The sequence below is a fragment of the Thalassobaculum sp. genome (assembly GCF_965223715.1).
Classification (GTDB): Bacteria; Pseudomonadota; Alphaproteobacteria; order Thalassobaculales; family Thalassobaculaceae; genus Thalassobaculum.
This window is the reverse complement of the sequence record NZ_OZ245012.1, coordinates 661,643-678,052: the sequence shown is the minus strand read 5'-3', so window position 1 is coordinate 678,052 and position 16,410 is coordinate 661,643. Positions and strand designations below refer to the sequence as shown.

Annotated in this window: 17 protein-coding genes; 13 read left to right on the top strand and 4 right to left on the bottom strand. The window is 66.4% G+C overall.

All coding sequences use genetic code 11. From position 1 onward, the window contains the following. Positions 1-400: 400 nt before the first annotated feature. On the bottom strand, positions 401-1,501 hold the full coding sequence (gene mtnA / locus ACOQOP_RS03165; RefSeq protein WP_420564865.1) for an S-methyl-5-thioribose-1-phosphate isomerase: 1,101 nt from the start codon (positions 1,499-1,501) through the stop codon (positions 401-403). Positions 1,502-1,610: 109 nt separating this feature from the next. On the opposite strand from mtnA, the gene purB reads away from it, so the two are divergent. Continuing rightward, positions 1,611-2,912 carry an adenylosuccinate lyase gene (purB, locus tag ACOQOP_RS03160; RefSeq protein WP_420564864.1) on the top strand — a complete coding sequence of 434 codons (1,302 nt, stop codon included), beginning with the start codon at positions 1,611-1,613 and terminating at the stop codon, positions 2,910-2,912. A gap of 24 nt (positions 2,913-2,936) precedes the next feature. Beyond that, on the top strand, positions 2,937-3,851 hold the full coding sequence (locus tag ACOQOP_RS03155; RefSeq protein WP_420564863.1) for a GNAT family N-acetyltransferase: 915 nt from the start codon (positions 2,937-2,939) through the stop codon (positions 3,849-3,851). A 217-nt stretch (positions 3,852-4,068) separates the two neighbouring features. On the opposite strand, the gene ACOQOP_RS03150 is transcribed toward ACOQOP_RS03155, so the two are convergent. Both ACOQOP_RS03150 and ACOQOP_RS03145 read right to left on the bottom strand, forming a co-directional pair. Further along, complete coding sequence (locus ACOQOP_RS03150; RefSeq protein ID WP_420564862.1) at positions 4,069-5,094, bottom strand: hypothetical protein; 1,026 nt, start codon at positions 5,092-5,094, stop codon at positions 4,069-4,071. 38 nt (positions 5,095-5,132) lie between these two features. Then, complete coding sequence (locus ACOQOP_RS03145) at positions 5,133-5,459, bottom strand: DUF1476 domain-containing protein (protein WP_420564861.1); 327 nt, start codon at positions 5,457-5,459, stop codon at positions 5,133-5,135. Between the two features lie 181 nt (positions 5,460-5,640). Between ACOQOP_RS03145 and ACOQOP_RS03140 the strand changes: the two genes are divergently transcribed. The 11 genes from ACOQOP_RS03140 to ACOQOP_RS03090 all read left to right on the top strand — a co-directional run bounded on the left by ACOQOP_RS03140 (position 5,641) and on the right by ACOQOP_RS03090 (position 15,376). Then, positions 5,641-6,438, top strand: a complete 798-nt coding sequence (locus ACOQOP_RS03140) for an NRDE family protein (RefSeq protein WP_420564860.1) — start codon at positions 5,641-5,643, stop codon at positions 6,436-6,438. Positions 6,439-6,569: 131 nt separating this feature from the next. Next, positions 6,570-7,337: a phosphoribosylaminoimidazolesuccinocarboxamide synthase gene (purC, locus tag ACOQOP_RS03135; protein WP_420564859.1), complete on the top strand. Its 768-nt coding sequence runs from the start codon at positions 6,570-6,572 to the stop codon at positions 7,335-7,337. Between the two features lie 46 nt (positions 7,338-7,383). Continuing rightward, entirely contained in the window at positions 7,384-7,626 is a 243-nt protein-coding gene (gene purS, locus ACOQOP_RS03130; protein WP_420564858.1) for a phosphoribosylformylglycinamidine synthase subunit PurS, read from the top strand. Positions 7,627-7,788: 162 nt separating this feature from the next. Beyond that, positions 7,789-9,714, top strand: coding sequence for a PAS-domain containing protein (locus ACOQOP_RS03125; protein ID WP_420564857.1), 1,926 nt, complete (start codon positions 7,789-7,791; stop codon positions 9,712-9,714). A 114-nt stretch (positions 9,715-9,828) separates the two neighbouring features. Next, positions 9,829-10,509 (top strand): phosphoribosylformylglycinamidine synthase subunit PurQ, encoded by a 681-nt coding sequence (gene purQ, locus ACOQOP_RS03120; protein WP_420564856.1) that lies wholly within the window; start codon positions 9,829-9,831, stop codon positions 10,507-10,509. A 9-nt stretch (positions 10,510-10,518) separates the two neighbouring features. Then, positions 10,519-11,298 carry a hypothetical protein gene (locus ACOQOP_RS03115; protein ID WP_420564855.1) on the top strand — a complete coding sequence of 260 codons (780 nt, stop codon included), beginning with the start codon at positions 10,519-10,521 and terminating at the stop codon, positions 11,296-11,298. Between the two features lie 5 nt (positions 11,299-11,303). Further along, positions 11,304-13,526, top strand: coding sequence for a phosphoribosylformylglycinamidine synthase subunit PurL (gene purL / locus ACOQOP_RS03110; protein WP_420564854.1), 2,223 nt, complete (start codon positions 11,304-11,306; stop codon positions 13,524-13,526). A gap of 25 nt (positions 13,527-13,551) precedes the next feature. Next, positions 13,552-13,785, top strand: coding sequence for a BolA family transcriptional regulator (locus ACOQOP_RS03105; RefSeq protein WP_322330403.1), 234 nt, complete (start codon positions 13,552-13,554; stop codon positions 13,783-13,785). Positions 13,786-13,821: 36 nt separating this feature from the next. Further along, complete coding sequence (gene grxD, locus ACOQOP_RS03100; RefSeq protein ID WP_322330402.1) at positions 13,822-14,172, top strand: Grx4 family monothiol glutaredoxin; 351 nt, start codon at positions 13,822-13,824, stop codon at positions 14,170-14,172. Next, the gene (locus ACOQOP_RS03095; protein ID WP_420564853.1) at positions 14,162-14,647 is read left to right on the top strand and encodes a DUF3592 domain-containing protein; all 486 of its coding nucleotides are present in this window, start codon (positions 14,162-14,164) and stop codon (positions 14,645-14,647) included. Before grxD ends, ACOQOP_RS03095 begins: the two co-directional genes overlap by 11 nt. Positions 14,648-14,653: 6 nt before the next feature. Further along, a complete protein-coding gene (locus ACOQOP_RS03090) occupies positions 14,654-15,376 on the top strand; it encodes an HAD family hydrolase (protein WP_420564852.1) in 723 nt (240 codons plus the stop codon). Between the two features lie 160 nt (positions 15,377-15,536). Here the strand turns inward: ACOQOP_RS03090 and ACOQOP_RS03085 are convergent, their stop codons facing one another. Next, a complete protein-coding gene (locus tag ACOQOP_RS03085; RefSeq protein WP_420564851.1) occupies positions 15,537-16,394 on the bottom strand; it encodes a universal stress protein in 858 nt (285 codons plus the stop codon). Positions 16,395-16,410 lie beyond the last annotated feature (16 nt).

The window sequence follows — 16,410 nt, the reverse complement described above, 5'->3', positions numbered from 1 at the left end:
CCGGCGCTCAAACCTAACCTCACTCCCCGTCCCGGATTAAATCCGGGATTATTCCGGGGCCCACCCGTCAGCCTGCGCGGGCGACGGAGCGCTTGCCCCGAGAGCCTGGGACACGCTCACCCGTGGGCCCCGGAATAGATCCGGGGAGTGTGGAAGGTGGTTGAGGACGCAGAAAACGGTCCAAGGCCCTCTCTCCCACTCCCCGGATTTATTCCGGGGCGAGACTTCCGCTCGCGTGGTCGCCGAAGAGATTGCCTAAGCAGCTAGGCAAACGTGTCGCTCTGCCCGGGCATCAACTCCCAAGTCCCAAACGATCGGTGTTGGCCCCACCCTTGCCCCGGAATGAATCCGGGGAGTGTGTGGAGCTTTGAGGAGCGTGCGGAGCCGGGAGCGGCCCCCCCTACTCCCCCGCGGCCCGATGCTCCGGGAACAGCGACAGCAGGCCGGACGGGGTCGCGGCACATACCCCGCGCTCGGTGATCAGGCCGGTGACCAGCCGCGCCGGCGTCACATCGAAGGCCGGGTTGCCCGCGGGCGAACCCTTCGGCGTGATCGTCACCGCCACGAGCGTCCCGTCATCCAGCCGGCCCGGGATCTTGGTCACCTCCTCGCCGGAGCGCTCCTCGATCTCGATCTTCATGCCGTCGTCCAACGTCCAGTCGATCGTCGGGCTGGGCAGCGCCACGTAGAACGGCACGCCGTTGTCATGAGCGGCGAGCGCCTTCAGGTAGGTGCCGATCTTGTTGGCCACATCGCCGTTGGAGGTCACCCGGTCGGTGCCGGTGATGACCATGTCGACCTTGCCGTGCTGCATCAGATGGCCGCCGGCATTATCGACGATCACCGTATGCGGCACGCCGTGGTTGTTCAGCTCCCAGGCGGTGAGGAAGGCGCCCTGGTTGCGCGGCCGGGTCTCGTCGACCCAGACATGCACCGGGATGCCCTCGTCATGGGCCTGATAGATCGGCGAGGTCGCGGTTCCCCAATCCACCGTCGCCAGCCAGCCGGCGTTGCAGTGGGTGAGGATGTTGACCGTCTGACCCGGCTTTTTTGCGGCGATCTCGCGGATGATCTCCAACCCGTGGCGGCCGATGGCGTGGTTCAGCTCGGCATCCTCGTCGCAGACCTGCTCGGCGAAGGTCTTGGCGGCGGCAACGCGCGTGTCGGGGGCGAGCGGCGCCAGCTTCGCCCGGCCGGCATCCAGCGCCCAGCGCAGGTTCACCGCCGTCGGCCGGGTCGCCATCAGCGTGGTGTAAGCGCTCTCCAGGTTGCCATCCGACGCATCCTCGCGCATCGCCAGCCACAGGCCCCAGGCGGCGGTCGCCCCGATCAGCGGCGCGCCGCGCACCAGCATCGCCTTGATCGCATGCGCCGCGTCGGCCATGGAGGACAGGCGCAGAGTCTCGAAGGCGTGCGGCAGCTTCGTCTGGTCGATGATCTCCACAGCATCACCGTCTGCGGCCTGCCAGATCGGGCGGTAATGGGTTCCGTTGACCTTCATCGTCTCGTTTCCTCCGCATGCCGGCAGCAGGCCGGCTTCGTTCAGGTGACTCCGGCGGGGCCGGATGATATGACCCTGTCTTCATATCCGCCACCGGAGTCCTACCCGCATGATCCCGCGTTATTCCCGCGAGAAAATGGCGTCCATCTGGTCGCCGGAATCGAAGTTCCGGATCTGGTTCGAGATCGAGGCCCATGCCTGCGACGCCCAGGCCGAACTCGGCGTGATCCCCAAGGAGGCCGCCAAGGCCGTGTGGGAGCGCGGCGCCTTCGAGGTCGACCGCATCGACGCCATCGAGGCCGAGGTCAAGCACGACGTCATCGCCTTCCTGACCAACCTCGCCGAACATGTGGGGCCGGAGGCCCGTTTCGTCCACCAGGGGATGACCAGCTCCGACGTGCTGGACACTTGCCTGGCCGTGCAGCTCACCCGCGCCGCCGACATCCTGATCGAGGACGTGGACGCCCTGCTCGCCGCCCTGGAGCGCCGGGCCTTCGAGCATAAGAACACGGTCAAGGTCGGCCGCAGCCACGGAATCCATGCCGAGCCGACCACCTTCGGCGTGACGCTGGCTTCCCACCACGTCGAGTTCCAGCGCTGCCGCGAGCGTCTGGTGATCGCCCGCAAGGAGATCGCCACCTGCGCCATCTCCGGAGCGGTCGGCACCTTCGCCAATATCGACCCGTTCGTCGAAGAGCATGTGGCCAAGGCCCTGGGCCTGGAGGCCGAGCCGGTCTCGACCCAGGTCATCCCGCGCGACCGCCACGCCATGTTCTTCGCCGTGCTCGGCGTCGTCGCCTCGTCGGTCGAGCGTCTGGCCACCGAGATTCGTCACCTCCAGCGCACCGAGGTCCGCGAGGCCGAGGAGTTCTTCAGCGAGAAGCAGAAGGGCTCGTCCGCCATGCCGCACAAGCGCAACCCGGTGCTGACCGAGAACCTGACCGGTCTCGCCCGGCTGGTGCGCATGACCGTGGTCCCGGCGATGGAGAATGTGGCCCTGTGGCACGAGCGCGACATCTCCCACTCCTCGGTGGAGCGGATGATCGGTCCGGACGCCACGGTGACCCTGGACTTCGCCCTGGCCCGTCTGACTGGGGTGATCGACAAGCTGATCGTCTATCCGGAAAATATGCAGGGTAACCTGGACAAGCTCGGCGGCCTGATCCACAGCCAGCGGGTGATGCTGGCGCTGACCCAGGCCGGGGTGAGCCGCGAGGACGCCTACCGCCTGGTCCAGCGCAACGCCATGCCGGTCTGGCTGGAGGGCAAGGACTTCCGCACCCTGCTGGGCGCCGACAAGGAAGTGACCGACGCCCTCAGTGCCGATCAGCTCGACGGGCTGTTCGACCTCGGCTACCACACCAAGCATGTGGACACGATCTTCAAACGCGTGTTCGGCCGCACCGAGTAAACCGACCCGAGAGCGAGGGCAGGCATGATTAACTATCGGCCTGCCCTCGCCTCCGACGCCCCGGCCATCGCCCGCATCCTGCGCAGCTCCATGCGAACGGCGATGCCCTGGCTCCCCGACATCCACACCCCTGCCGCGGACCTCTGGTTCGTGGAGAACCGGCTGCTGCCCGACGGCCGGGTGACGGTCGCCGAGGAGGATGGTGGGATTGTCGGCTACATGGCGGTGAGTGCGGCCGGCGACTGGATCGAGCACCTGTACCTGCTGCCGAGCCACGGACGCCGCGGCATCGGCTCCGAGCTGGTCCGCCGAGCCCAGGCGGCGGCTGAGCAGCTCCAGCTCTGGGCCTTCCAGCGCAACCTCCCCGCCCGCCGGTTCTACGAGCGCCATGGTTTCCGTGCGGTGGAGGTCACCGATGGCCAAGGCAACGAGGAGAAGACGCCGGACGTGCGCTATCTCTGGCGCGCCGATGGCGGTCAGTTCGCGCCGCCACCGCTGAGCTTCCGCGAGATGACCGTGGCGGACATCTCCGCCGCCCTGGAGATGCGCTTCACCACCAATGAGAACGCGATCACGCCGGAGCGTCTGAAGCGCCAGTATGGCGTGACGGTAGAGAGCCTGATCCCCCGCTTCTCCGCCGAACTGAAGGGCTGGCTCTGCGAGGCCGACGGCCGGGTGGTGGGATTCGCCATGGCCGACCGCAGCGACGGCGAGGTCGAGGTGCTGGCGGTGCGGCCCTGCTACGAGGGGTTCGGGATTGGCCGGCGGCTGCTTGAGCTGTCGGTGGCCTGGCTGCAAGACCAGGGCTGCTCCCCGATCTGGCTCTGTGCGTCTCCCGACCCGGACCTGCGCGCCTCGGCGGTGTACCGGCATCTCGGCTGGCGCCCGACCGGCCGGCGGGTGGGCGAGGACGAGGTGCTGGAGCTGGCGGGGAGTTAGGAGGCCGGAGCTCCGTCGTTTCCCTCGTTCTCCCCCTCCCCCTCTTCACACTCCCCGGATTTATTCCGGGGCCCACCGTTCAGCGTGACCTGCCGATGGACTTAGCGCCCCAACGCTGACGCGGGCTGATGGGTGGGCCCCGGAATAAATCCGGGGAGTGTGAAGAGGAGGAGAAAGAAGCCCGGACGTCGGCGCGAAGACGCCGTCTAGCGCCCCGTCACTTCGGGTCGATCAGGAATGTCGTCAGGACCCAGCGCTGGCCCTTGGTCACCGGCTTGGCCTCGTGCAGAACCTCGCAGCCGAAGATAGCGCCCGCCCCCTTCGGCGGGGCGTAGAGATGGGGTCCGTATTCCGGGAAGGTCAGCTCGCCGCCCTCGTACCCCTCGTTGAGGTTGAGGGAGACGGCGAAGCGGCGCCGGCGCTCGGAGCGCAGGCTGTCACGATGCGGCGCGAAGAAGTCCTTGCGGTCCTCGCCATAGCCCAGAACCGTCAGCATCTCGAAACGCAGCGCCGCCTGGAAATTGAAGACCTTCTGGATCTCGTTCATCACCCGCGGGCCGATCTGCTGGGCGATCGTGCGCTGCATCTCCGGGTCTTTGACCACGTGCTCGCGGTTGCGCTTCACCGTGTCGTCGGCGACGTTCTTGAACCCGTCATTGACCGTGCCCTCGACATTGTCGGCCTTCCAGCGCTCGATCAGCTCGTCGCAGAGGGCGTCGGGCAGCAGCTTGTCCAGGATCATCGCCGGGGCCGAGCGCACCAGCCGCTGGGCGCCGGCCCGAGCCGCCTTGGCCTCGACCTCCAGCACCTTCACCGCGTCGCCCACCGGGTCGCGGCTGTCGGCGGTCGTGAACAGCGCAATGACCCGCTGGTTGGCATCCAGGGCGGCGACCGCCGCCTCTGGCCGGTCGGACTCGTTCTGCGAGCCTTCCGGCAGCGGCCGGAACAACCGCATGCCGTCGCCATAGGGATCGATCATCACAACCGCCCCCGGATCCATCTCGCCCCCGGCCTCACGGCGCATCAGGGCAAAGCGATGGACACCCAGCTTGTCGAGCGCACCGGCCCGCTTGGACAGGGCCGAGAGCAGCTTGCGCCCCTCGCCCTCGGTCGGGTTCGGCACGGCAGCCACCAAGATCGGTCCGCCCTTGACCTCCAGATAGAGCTGCCGCGCCCGGCCCTTGAGGTCCGGGAAGGTCAGGTTCGGCGTCCGGTCACCCGGACGCAGGGCGGGAATGCTCATGTCAGGCTGTCTGTCGGCCGGTCTCAATATCGGGCGGTTCAGGATTCGGCGCTGATCTGCGCCGTCGCCACCACCAGAAGCTCGTTCATCTTGTGGCGCAGCCGGGCTTCGGACAGGTCGCCGCCGGCGGCCTTCACCTTGCCCATCACGAACTCCACCACGTCGCTGTCGCCCGGCCGGTCGAAATCGGCGGCCACGACTTCCTTGGCGAAACTCGTACGCGCGTCGCCGGTCAGGCCCAGGAATTCCTCGGCCACCCACTCGCCCAGCATCCGGTTGCGGCGGGCGGTCGCCTTGAACAGCAGCTCCGCATCATGCGCGGACTTGTTCTCTTGGGCCTTCTCACGATCGTCGAACCCGCTCATCACTCGCCTCCCAGGCTAGGCGGAACCCCAAAAAACTGAGCGTCGCCCGCAGGACGGCGCGGACGAACCGGGCGGACCATACACAACACCCTCCGCGATGTGAACGCGGGAGTTCGCCGCGGCCGTCGAGCCTTGATTCCGCCTTGCCGCCCGGCCGCCGACGCGCCACTTATGGCCTCCCATGTGCAGCGTGATCATCCTGCGCCGGCCGGGCCACCGATGGCCCGTCATCATCGGCGCCAACCGAGACGAGATGGCCGACCGGCCCTGGAAGGCGCCGGACCGCCACTGGCCCGACCGGCCGGAGGTGGTCGCCGGGCTCGACGTGCTGGCCGGCGGAAGCTGGTTCGGCATCAACGATTTCGGCGTGCTGGCCTGCATCCTGAACCGGCACGGTACCCTGGGACCTGCGACCGGCAAGCGGTCGCGGGGCGAACTGGTGCTGGAGGCGCTGGAGCATGCGGACGCCTCGGACGCCGCCCGGGCGCTGGCTACCATCGAGCCGTCCAGCTACCGCGGCTTCAATCTGCTGATCGCCGACAGCCGGGATGCCTACTGGATCGCCAACCGCGAGGACGAGACGGGCATATCGCTGGAGAACGTGCCCGAGGGCGTCTCCATGCTGACGGCCCACGACCTGAACGACCGCAAGGCGTCGCCGCGGGTCGCGCGCTATCTCGACCGGTTCCGGGCCGCCCCGGCGCCCAATCCGGCCGGCGGCACGGATGGTGAGGGCGACTGGGACGTCTGGGCCATGCTGCTCGGCGCCCGCGATTTCGCCGCCGATGCCGGGCCGGCGGGTGCGATGACCATCGTCAGCGACACCGGATTCGGCACCAGCAGCTCCAGCCTGGTGGCCCTACCCGCCCCGGGCGAAGGCCGGCCGATCCTCAGATTCGCCCCCGGCCGCCCGGATCGCACCCCCTACGCCCGGATCGACGCCTGGCAGGACGGAGCGGACGACGCGCCGGAGGCCTGAGGCCAGCGCCAGTGCCCCGCGATTGAGTTGGCGGGGACCTGCTGATATAGGGACCGCATTCTCTCGCGCAGTGCGGCGCCGCGCGACGACCGCGACACGACGCCCGATCCGCCGAATTGGAGACCCGTTTGATGGCCAGACGCCGCAAGCTCTACGAGGGCAAGGCCAAGATCATGTACGAGGGTCCCGAGCCCGGGACGATCATCCAGTACTTCAAGGACGACGCGACCGCCTTCAACAACCAGAAGCACGGCGTCATCACCGGCAAGGGCGTGCTGAACAACCGCATCAGCGAATACCTGATGTCGAAGCTCACCGAGATCGGCGTCCCCAACCACTTCATCCGCCGCGTCAACATGCGCGAGCAGCTCGTCCACGAGGTCGAGATCCTGCCGGTCGAGCTGGTGGTGCGCAACGTGGTCGCGGGTTCGCTGGCCAAGCGCTTCGGCCTGGAGGAAGGCACCCAGCTCCCGCGCTCGATCATCGAATACTATTACAAGTCGGACGAGCTGGGCGACCCGATGGTCACCGAGGAGCACATCACCTGTTTCGGCTGGGCCACCACCCAGGACCTGGACGACATGGTCACCCTGGCCCTGCGGGTGAACGATTTCCTGGTCGGCCTGTTCCTCGGCGTCGGCCTGCGCCTGGTCGACTTCAAGCTGGAGTTCGGCCGCTGGTACAACGAGCATGACGAGGTGCAGATCGTGCTGGCCGACGAGATCAGCCCCGACAACTGCCGGCTCTGGGACATCGCCACCAACGAGAAGATGGACAAGGATCGCTTCCGCCGCGATCTGGGCGGTGTTAAGGAGGCCTATCAGGAGGTCGCGCGACGCCTGGGCGTGCTGCCGGAGGCCGGTCCGATGGACCTCAAGGGACCGAAGGCGGTTCAGTAACCGGGCCGTTCAGCAACGCGCCGATCGCACCAGACGGGATTAGACGATGAAAGCCACCGTTCACGTGACGCTCAAGTCCGGCGTCCTCGACCCCCAGGGCAAGGCCATCGGCCATGCGCTCTCCACCCTCGGCTTCGCCGGTGTCGGCGAGGTGCGCCAGGGCAAGGTGATCGAGATCAGCCTGGACGAGACCGATGCCGCCAAGGCCGAGGCCGACGTGAAGGCCATGTGCGAGCGGCTGCTGGCCAATACGGTCATCGAGAACTACAGCATCCGGATCGACGCCTGAGCGCTGACATCCCGGCGTCGGCCTCGGTCCGAGCGCAGCGTGGCGCGGCACGCCAATTTGGCGCGGCCCTTCCGCGAGAATCTGCGTTAAGATCCGCTCGACTAGGGAAATTGAGCCGAGCCCGTGCCGACGCCGAATAGCAACGACCACTCAGACGGCCGCATGGATCCCGAAGCGGCGGCGTTGCTGGAGGCTTTGGCCCACGCGAGTGTCGGCATCGTCGTTCTCGACGCCGACCTCAGGCTGATCGCCTGCAATCCCAGCTTCGCCCGGATCAACGAGCTCGACCCGTCGGAGTTGGTGCCCGGCTGGCCCTACGAGCGGATGATCCGCCGCAACGCCGAACAGGGGGCCTATGGCGGCGGCGATACCGACGCGCGGATGCGCCAGCGTCTGGAGTTCACCCGCAACGCCCTGCCGTTCCAGCTTGAGCGGCTGCGCGAGGACGGCTCGGTGCATCTGATCTCCGGCACCCGCCTGCCCTCGGGCAATATCGTCATCACCTTCGACGAGCGGGGGCCGGCCGCGCTGGGCCGGATGGGCGACGCCATGCTCGGCTACGAGTCCCTGCGCCGGGGGCTGGAGCACAGCCGCGAGGGGATCGAGATCTGGGATTCCGCCGACCGGCTGCTCTACGTCAATCCGGCGATGCAGGACATCGCGCGGGAGACCGGCGTGCCGATGCGCATCGGCATGACCTTCGAGGAACTCATCCGCGAGCGGGTCCGGGTCGGCACGTTGCCGTCGAAGGACGACGACGTCGAGACGTTCATCCGCGATCGCGTCGCCCAGCACCAGCGCGGCGGCGAGGACCATCTCATCCCCTGGTCGGACAACCGCTGGTACCTGATCCGCGACGCCCGGCTGCCCGATGGCGGCACGATCACCACCGTCAGCGACATCACCGAGCTGAAGCGGGCCGAACAGGCCCTGCGCGAGAGCGATTCCCGGCTGCGCGACTTCGTACGGGCGAGTTCCGACCGGTTCTGGGAGCTCGACGCCAAGCTCCGCTTCACCCTGCTGATGGATCTGCGCGCCGACGCCAGCTACCCGCCGCCCACCCGGTTCCTGGGTCGCACGCGCTGGGAGACGGCCGGTGCGGATCCGGAGACCAGCCCCTACTGGGGCGAGCACAAGGCCACCCTAGATAGGCGTGAGCCGTTCCGGGACTTCCGCTACGCGATTCCCAGCAGCACGGGCGAATACCGGCACTGGCGGGTGTCCGGCGTGCCGGTCTTCGACGAGACCGGTACCTTCACCGGCTATCGCGGCACCTCGGTGGACGAGACCGACTACCGTGAGGAGCTGCAGCAGGCGCAGAAGGCGCTGCAGCGGGCCCTGCGCGATGCCGAGACCGCGAACCGGGCCAAGTCGATGTTCCTGGCCACGGTCAGCCACGAGCTGCGCACCCCGCTCAACGCCATCATCGGCTTCTCCGACCTGCTGGTCAGCGAGGTGTTCGGCCCGCTCGGCGACCCGCATTACGTGGCCTATGCCCGCGACGTCCAGGCCAGCGGCCACAGCCTGCTCTCGCTGATCGAGGACATGCTCGACCTCACCCGGGCGGAGATCGGCCAGATCATGTTGCGCGAGAGCCGGGTCGACATCGCCACGGAGGTCGCGGCCTCGGTCGCGATGGTCCGCAGCCGGCAGACCGGCGCGATGGCCCAGGTATCCATCGACGTGCCTTCGGACCTGCCGCCGATCTGGGCGGATGGGCGGCTGATCCGGCAGATCCTATTCAACCTGATCTCCAACGCCGCCAAGTTCACCATGGCCGAGGGGCGGGTGACGATCGAGTCGGAGATCGACCAGGACGGGCTGGTGATCCGGGTGCGCGACACGGGAATCGGAATTCGCCCGCGCGATATCGACACGGTGCTGCGCCCCTTCGAGCAGGTCGACAGCGCGCTGAGCCGGAAATACGAGGGCATCGGCCTGGGCCTGCCGCTGTCCAAGTCCTTCGTCGAACTGCATGGCGGAAGTCTCGAGATTCAAAGCGAACTCGGCGTCGGCACCACGGCCATCGTGCGCCTGCCCAAGGTCCGCATCGGGGCCGACGGCAGCCCCCCGCAGATCGCCGGATGACCGGGCTGCTTGCCGCGCTTGCACACGGGCGCGCGCGGCCCTAGTTTCCGCGCGAACAGGTCCTCCCCGCCTCCGGAGCATCGTGCTGCCGGGGCAACCGCCGTTGGAGCGCCCATGAAATCGGCCATCATCGTCTTCCCCGGCTCGAACCGCGACCGCGACATGGTCATGGCCCTGCGCCAGGCCTCGGGCAACGACCCCGCCATGATCTGGCACAAGGAAACCGAGATCCCCGACGTCGACCTGATCGTCGTTCCCGGCGGCTTCTCCTATGGCGACTACCTGCGCGCCGGTGCGATGGGCGCGCTGTCGCCCGCCATGCGCACGGTGAAGGAGCGCTCCGACAAGGGGGTGCCGGTGCTGGGCGTGTGCAACGGCTTCCAGATCCTGACCGAGGCCGGGATGCTGCCGGGCGCGCTCATGCGCAACTCCGGCCTCAAATTCGTATGCAAGACCGTCCACCTGAAGGTGGAAACCTCGCAGAGCCTGTTCACCAGCGGCTACAGCGACGGCCAGGTCATCGCGGTGCCGGTCGCCCATAACGACGGCAACTACTTCGCCGATGCCGACACCCTCGACCGGCTAGAGGATCGGGGCCAGGTCGCGTTCCGTTACGTGTCGGCCGACGGCAAGCCTGGCGACAACCCGAACGGCTCCCAGCGCGACATCGCCGGCATCTACAACGAGACCAAGACGGTGCTCGGCCTGATGCCGCATCCCGAGAACGCGATCGAAGCCCTCCATGGAGGCACCGACGGGCGCGGCCTGTTCGACGGCCTTCAGCAGTCTTTGTAGTTAACTGGCATGCAAGATTTCCTAACAGGTATCGCAGTTGCTGTAGTTGGCGCAATAGCGACTCCGTGGGCTTATGGAGTCTATACTCGAATTACAAAAAAAATTCTGGTGCTCGCTACTTTCCAAGAGATCAGTGGAAAAAGCGGTCTTCTGTATAGTGATATAGCGTTTCGGACCAAGACCCTCGAAGAGGGCCTCCGTGAAGTCAAAGATGCCAAAAGCACCCCAGTAGAACTAAAAAATACTATGGATTTTTTGCATAAAGAATCCCAAAAAATCCAAGAATTCATCTATAATCCCCGAACCTGTGCTGAATTTTTTGCATTGTTCAAGGTCAACTTAACCATTCACAATACCGGCAACTCTGTTGCTAAAGACGTGACTATATTTGAGCCTCGAATTGTTTGTGTTATGTCTCAAAGTGACGAATCAAGCAGTAATGGCGGGATATTTTTTTTCAATAATGGAAAAAAAACAGAAAGTGTGAAAATAGGAGACCTGTCACCCGACCAAACAGTGAATATATCCATTTTGTCAGAGACATTTTTTTTCGGAGACCCAAAATTTGAAGACCCTATTCGAACTTTAAATCTTGTTGTTCATGCGAACGGGGAAAGAGCGAAAATCCAAAGCAGATACGGAAATAAGTCTTTCTTTCAAAATATTTTCGCAAAAAAGGTGACACTGTCATCGGTAATACTATTTGTGGCTCTATGGTTGATAATTAATACTTTCTATAAGGATACTCTCTATAGCTTGATAGCTACCGTCCTCTCTAAAGCGGAATAGTATCTATGACCCTTCCCAACGCCGCCATCACCGACGAGGTCGTGGCCGAGCACGGCCTGACCCAAGACGAGTATCAGGTCGTCCTGCGCATTCTCGGCCGCGAGCCGAACCTGACCGAACTGGGCATCTTCTCGGTCATGTGGTCGGAGCACTGTTCCTACAAGTCCTCCAAGCGCTGGCTGAAGACGCTGCCGACCGACGGCCCGAACGTGATCCAGGGCCCGGGCGAGAATGCCGGCGTGATCGATATCGGCGAGGGACTGGCCGCGGTCTTCAAGATCGAGAGCCACAACCACCCGTCCTTCATCGAGCCCTATCAGGGGGCGGCGACCGGTGTCGGCGGCATCCTGCGCGACGTGTTCACCATGGGTGCTAGGCCGATCGCCAATCTGAACGCCCTGCGTTTCGGCGATCCGAACCATCCCAAGACCCGTCACCTGGTCTCCGGCGTGGTGCGCGGCATCGGCGGCTACGGCAACTGCGTCGGCGTGCCCACCGTGGCCGGCGAGGTGAACTTCCACCCGGCCTATAACGGCAACATCCTGGTCAACGCCATGACCGTGGGGCTGGCCCAGGCCGACCGGATCTTCTATTCGGCCGCCGCCGGACCGGGCAATTCCGTGGTCTATGTGGGTGCGAAGACCGGCCGCGATGGCATCCATGGTGCGACCATGGCGTCCAAGGAATTCGACGAGGACAGCGAGGAGAAGCGGCCCACCGTCCAGGTCGGCGACCCCTTCACCGAGAAGCTGCTGCTCGAGGCCTGCCTGGAGCTGATGGAGCGCGACTGCATCGTCGCCATCCAGGACATGGGGGCGGCCGGCCTCACCTCCTCCAGCGTCGAGATGGCCGACAAGGGCGGCCTCGGCATCGAGCTCGACCTCGACCGCGTGCCGGTACGCGAAGAGGGCATGACCGCCTACGAGATCATGCTGTCGGAGAGCCAGGAGCGCATGCTCATGATCATCCGCCCGGAAAGCGCCGACGAGGCGCGGGCGGTGTTCGAGAAATGGGATCTGGACTTCGCCGTGATCGGCACGGTCACCGAGACCGGCCGCATCGTCCTGAAGAAGGACGGCGCCGTGCAGTGCGACATTCCGGTGGAGCCGCTGGTCGGCGAGGCGCCGGAATACGACCGCCCGCATGTGCCGACCGCCCCGCAGCCGGTGATCGCCGCCGCCGACGTGCCGGCGCCGAAGGCGTCGCTGGGCGAGGTGCTGGCCCTGCTGATGTCCTGCCCGGACATGGCCAGCCGCCGCTGGGTCTGGGAGCAGTACGACCACTTGGTCATGGGCGACACGATGATCCGCCCGGGGGCCGACAGCGGCGTTGTCCGGATCCGCGACACCGACCGCGGCCTCGCCGTCACCGTGGACTGCACCCCGCGCTACTGCCTCGCCGATCCGAAGACCGGCGGCGCCCAGGCGGTGGTGGAGACCTGGCGCAACATCACCGCGACCGGGGCGACCCCGCTGGCGGCGACCAACAACCTGAACTTCGGCAACCCGCAGAAGCCGGTGATCATGGGCCAGATCGTCGGCTGCGTGACCGGCATGGGCGATGCCTGCCGGGCGCTGGACTACCCGATCGTGTCCGGCAACGTCTCGCTCTACAACGAAACCGAGGGAACGGCGATCCTGCCGACCCCGGTGATCGGCGGTGTGGGCGTGATCGAGGATGTCTCCAAGCTCGCCACCCCGGCCCTGAAGGCAGCCGGCGAGACCCTGGTGGTCCTGGGCCAGCCGGCCGACCGCAAGGACGGCTGGCTCGGCTCGTCGCTGTACCTGCGCGAAGTGGAAGGCCGGGAGGAAGGCGCGCCGCCGCCGCTCGACCTGGCCGCCGAGAAGCGCACCGGCGATTTCGTCCGCGGCCTGATCGCCGAGGGTGCCATCAGCGCCTGCCACGACATCTCCGACGGCGGTCTGCTGGTCGCGGTGGCGGAAATGGCGCTCGCCTCGAAGAAGTTCGGTGCCGACGTGGCCGCGCCCGAGGGTGCCGTCACCCATGCCTGGGCCTTCGGCGAGGATCAGGGACGCTATGTGGTGACCACCTCGGATCCCGCCGGCCTCATGGCCCGTGCCGAGTCGGCCGGTGTTCCGGCCGCCGCACTGGGCACCGTGGCCGACGGTGGTCAATTGACACTCAATGGTATGCCCCTCATATCGAGGGAGGAACTGAGCCGCCGGCACGAGGCGTGGCTGCCGACCTACATGGCGGCCGTAGACTGACGCGGCGGCAGAGGGAGAGACGACGATGGCCATGGAAGCGAACGAAATCGAGCGCCTGATCAAGGAGGCGCTCCCGGACGCCCATGTGACGATCGAGGATCTGCGCGGCGACGGCGACCATTATGCATGCCATGTCGTGTCGTCTGCCTTCACGGGAAAGAACCGCGTGCAGCAGCATCAACTGGTGTACAAAGCTCTTCAGGGACGCATGGGAACGGAGCTGCATGCGCTCGCCCTGCAAACCGCCGCCCCGGAATAACCGGCGCGCCTAGAGAGACTGAAAGGAGCGTTCACGATGCTCGACGAGGCCCTCAAGACCCGGATCGACGACGAAGTCGCCAGCAGCGATGTCGTGCTGTTCATGAAGGGCACCCCGGTGTTTCCGCAATGCGGCTTCTCCGCGGTGGTGGTTCAGGTGCTGAGCCATCTCGGCACCAAGTTCAAGGGCATCAACGTGCTCGACGACCCGTCCCTGCGCGAGGGGATCAAGGAGTACTCGAGCTGGCCGACCATCCCGCAGCTCTACGTGAAGGGCGAGTTCGTGGGCGGCTGCGACATCGTGCGCGAGATGTTCGAGACCGGCGAGCTGATGGAACTCCTCAACAGCCGGGGCGTGGAAGTCCGGCCGAGCGAAGGTGTCGCCTGATCCGCGTCCGGACTCTCCGGATACCCCGCCTGAAGACACCCCGCCGAAGCGCTTCCGATCGCCCTTCGCGATCCGGCCGCGCACCCTGGTGATCGTCGGCCTGCTGGCGCTGGCCGGCGGCATCTTCGGGCTGCGGGACCATATCGGCTTCCTGATCTCCGCCGAACAGGCGGAGGCCCACGTGGTGTCGGTGGAGACCTTCGATCCGACCGAAGGCTTCACCCTGTACCGGCCGACCATCCGCTACCTCACCGCCAATGGCGGCATGACGGCGACTGCCGCCGACACCTACCGGCCGACCGAGGCCGGCGAGATCCTGTCGGTCGCCTATGACCCGGCGAACCCCGCGGACGCCCGGCTGATGGATCCGCGCGACCGCTGGATCCTGCCGCTGTGGATGGTGGTGTTCGGCGCGATCACCATCGTGATCGGCATCCGCCGCGCCCGCCGCGGCCCCTCCCTCGACTCCGACTGACCGGCCATGCTGCACCCGGCTCTGACCGATGCCGGCATCCGGGGCATCGTGTTCGACAAGGACGGCACGCTGATCCGGTTCGAGGAGACCTGGACGCCGGCCTTCTGGGCCAGCGCCCAGCGCCTGGCCGAGCAATTGGGGCGCCCGAAGCTGGCGGAGCGGATGATGGTCGCCGGCGGCTGGTGTCCGGAGACCCGGCGCATCCTGCCCGGCACGGAGCTCGCGTCCGGCACCACCGACGCGGTGGCCCGGCTCTGGCGCGCCGTGGCGCCGGATCTCCCCGACGACGAGACCCTGATCCCCTGGCTCGACGACGTCTGGCACGGGGAAGCGATGGCCAACCTGACGCCCATCGATCCGCTGCCCGCCCTGTTCGCCGGGCTGCGCGCCGACCGGCTGCATTGCGGCCTCGCCACCAACGACAGCGAGACCGGCGCCCGCGACACCGCCGCGCGCCTCGGCATCGCGCCGCATCTGAGTTTCACCGTTGGCTATGACAGTGGCCACGGGGCAAAGCCAGCGCCGGGCATGATCCTGGCCGCCCAGGCGGCCTGGGGACTGGCTCCGGCGCAGACGGCGATGGTGGGGGATTCCCCGGCCGATCTTGCCGCGGGGCGTGCGGCAGGGTGTGGGTTGGTGATCGGGGTTCTTTCGGGCGCCAGCGGCCGCGAGGTGTTGGAAACGCTGGCCGACCTGGTGCTCGAGGACGTGCACAGGCTGCGGGTTTAGCGTCCGCTCCCCCTCCCCTTCACCCTCTCAAACTTCCGCTCACCATTTCACACTCCCCGGATTTATTCCGGGGTCCACTCTCGGGGCGTACGGGAACGCGGATGAGTAGGCCCCGGAATAAATCCGGGGAGTGTCTAATTATTGAGGGGAAAAAGAGAGCCTACCGGTAGATCAGCGCCGGGATCAGGCAGTTGCGGATCGTTTCCGTCGTGGTCGAGCCGAGGAAAAGGTGCCGCAGCCGGGAGTGGCTGTAGGCCCCCATGACCAGCAGGTCGATGCCCACATCCTCCACGTATTTCGCGATCACCCGGTCCGGCTGGCCGGCGATGACATCGGCCGAGACCTGGATGTTCCCGCCTTTGAGCAGCGCCTTGGCATTGTCCAGGTTGCGTTCGATCTCGGCCGTGCGGTCGCCGACCGTCAGCAGATGGCACTCAAGGCCTGAGAACAGCGCCGTGCGGGCCACGTAGTCCACCGCCTTGAGCGCCGTGCGCCCGCCGTCGAAGGCGATGAGGAAGCGCTTGATCGGCTTGAACGCCCGCGAGGTGATCAGCACCGGCACGTGGGAGGAGCGCACCACCCGCTCCAGATTCGATCCCAGATGCATCTTGGCGAAATCGGCCGCCGCCCCGCGCTTGCCGATCACCACCATGTCGGCGCCGGTCTCCACCGCCTCCAGGGTTTCCAGCAGGTCGCCGTGGCGCAGGCGCGGGGCAATGGTCGCGATCCCCTTTGCCTTGAGCACCGCCTCGGCCTCCTCCAGGATCAGCCGGCCGCGCTTCTGCGCCGCCTTGGCGTTCAGCTCGTCGAGATCGGCCAGTTCCTTGAGCAGCTCCTCGCGCATTCCGGCGGAGAAACTGCCGCTGAGATCCGCCGGCGCGCTCGGCCCTTCGCGGCGTCCCAGCACATGGACCAGTTCGATCTCGTCGATGCCCAGCCGCTCGGCCGCCCAGGCGGTATGGTCGCTGACGCTCTGCGAATAGATCGAGCCGTCGATCATCGCGACGATCTTGCTCATCCCGCCCTCCCTTGCT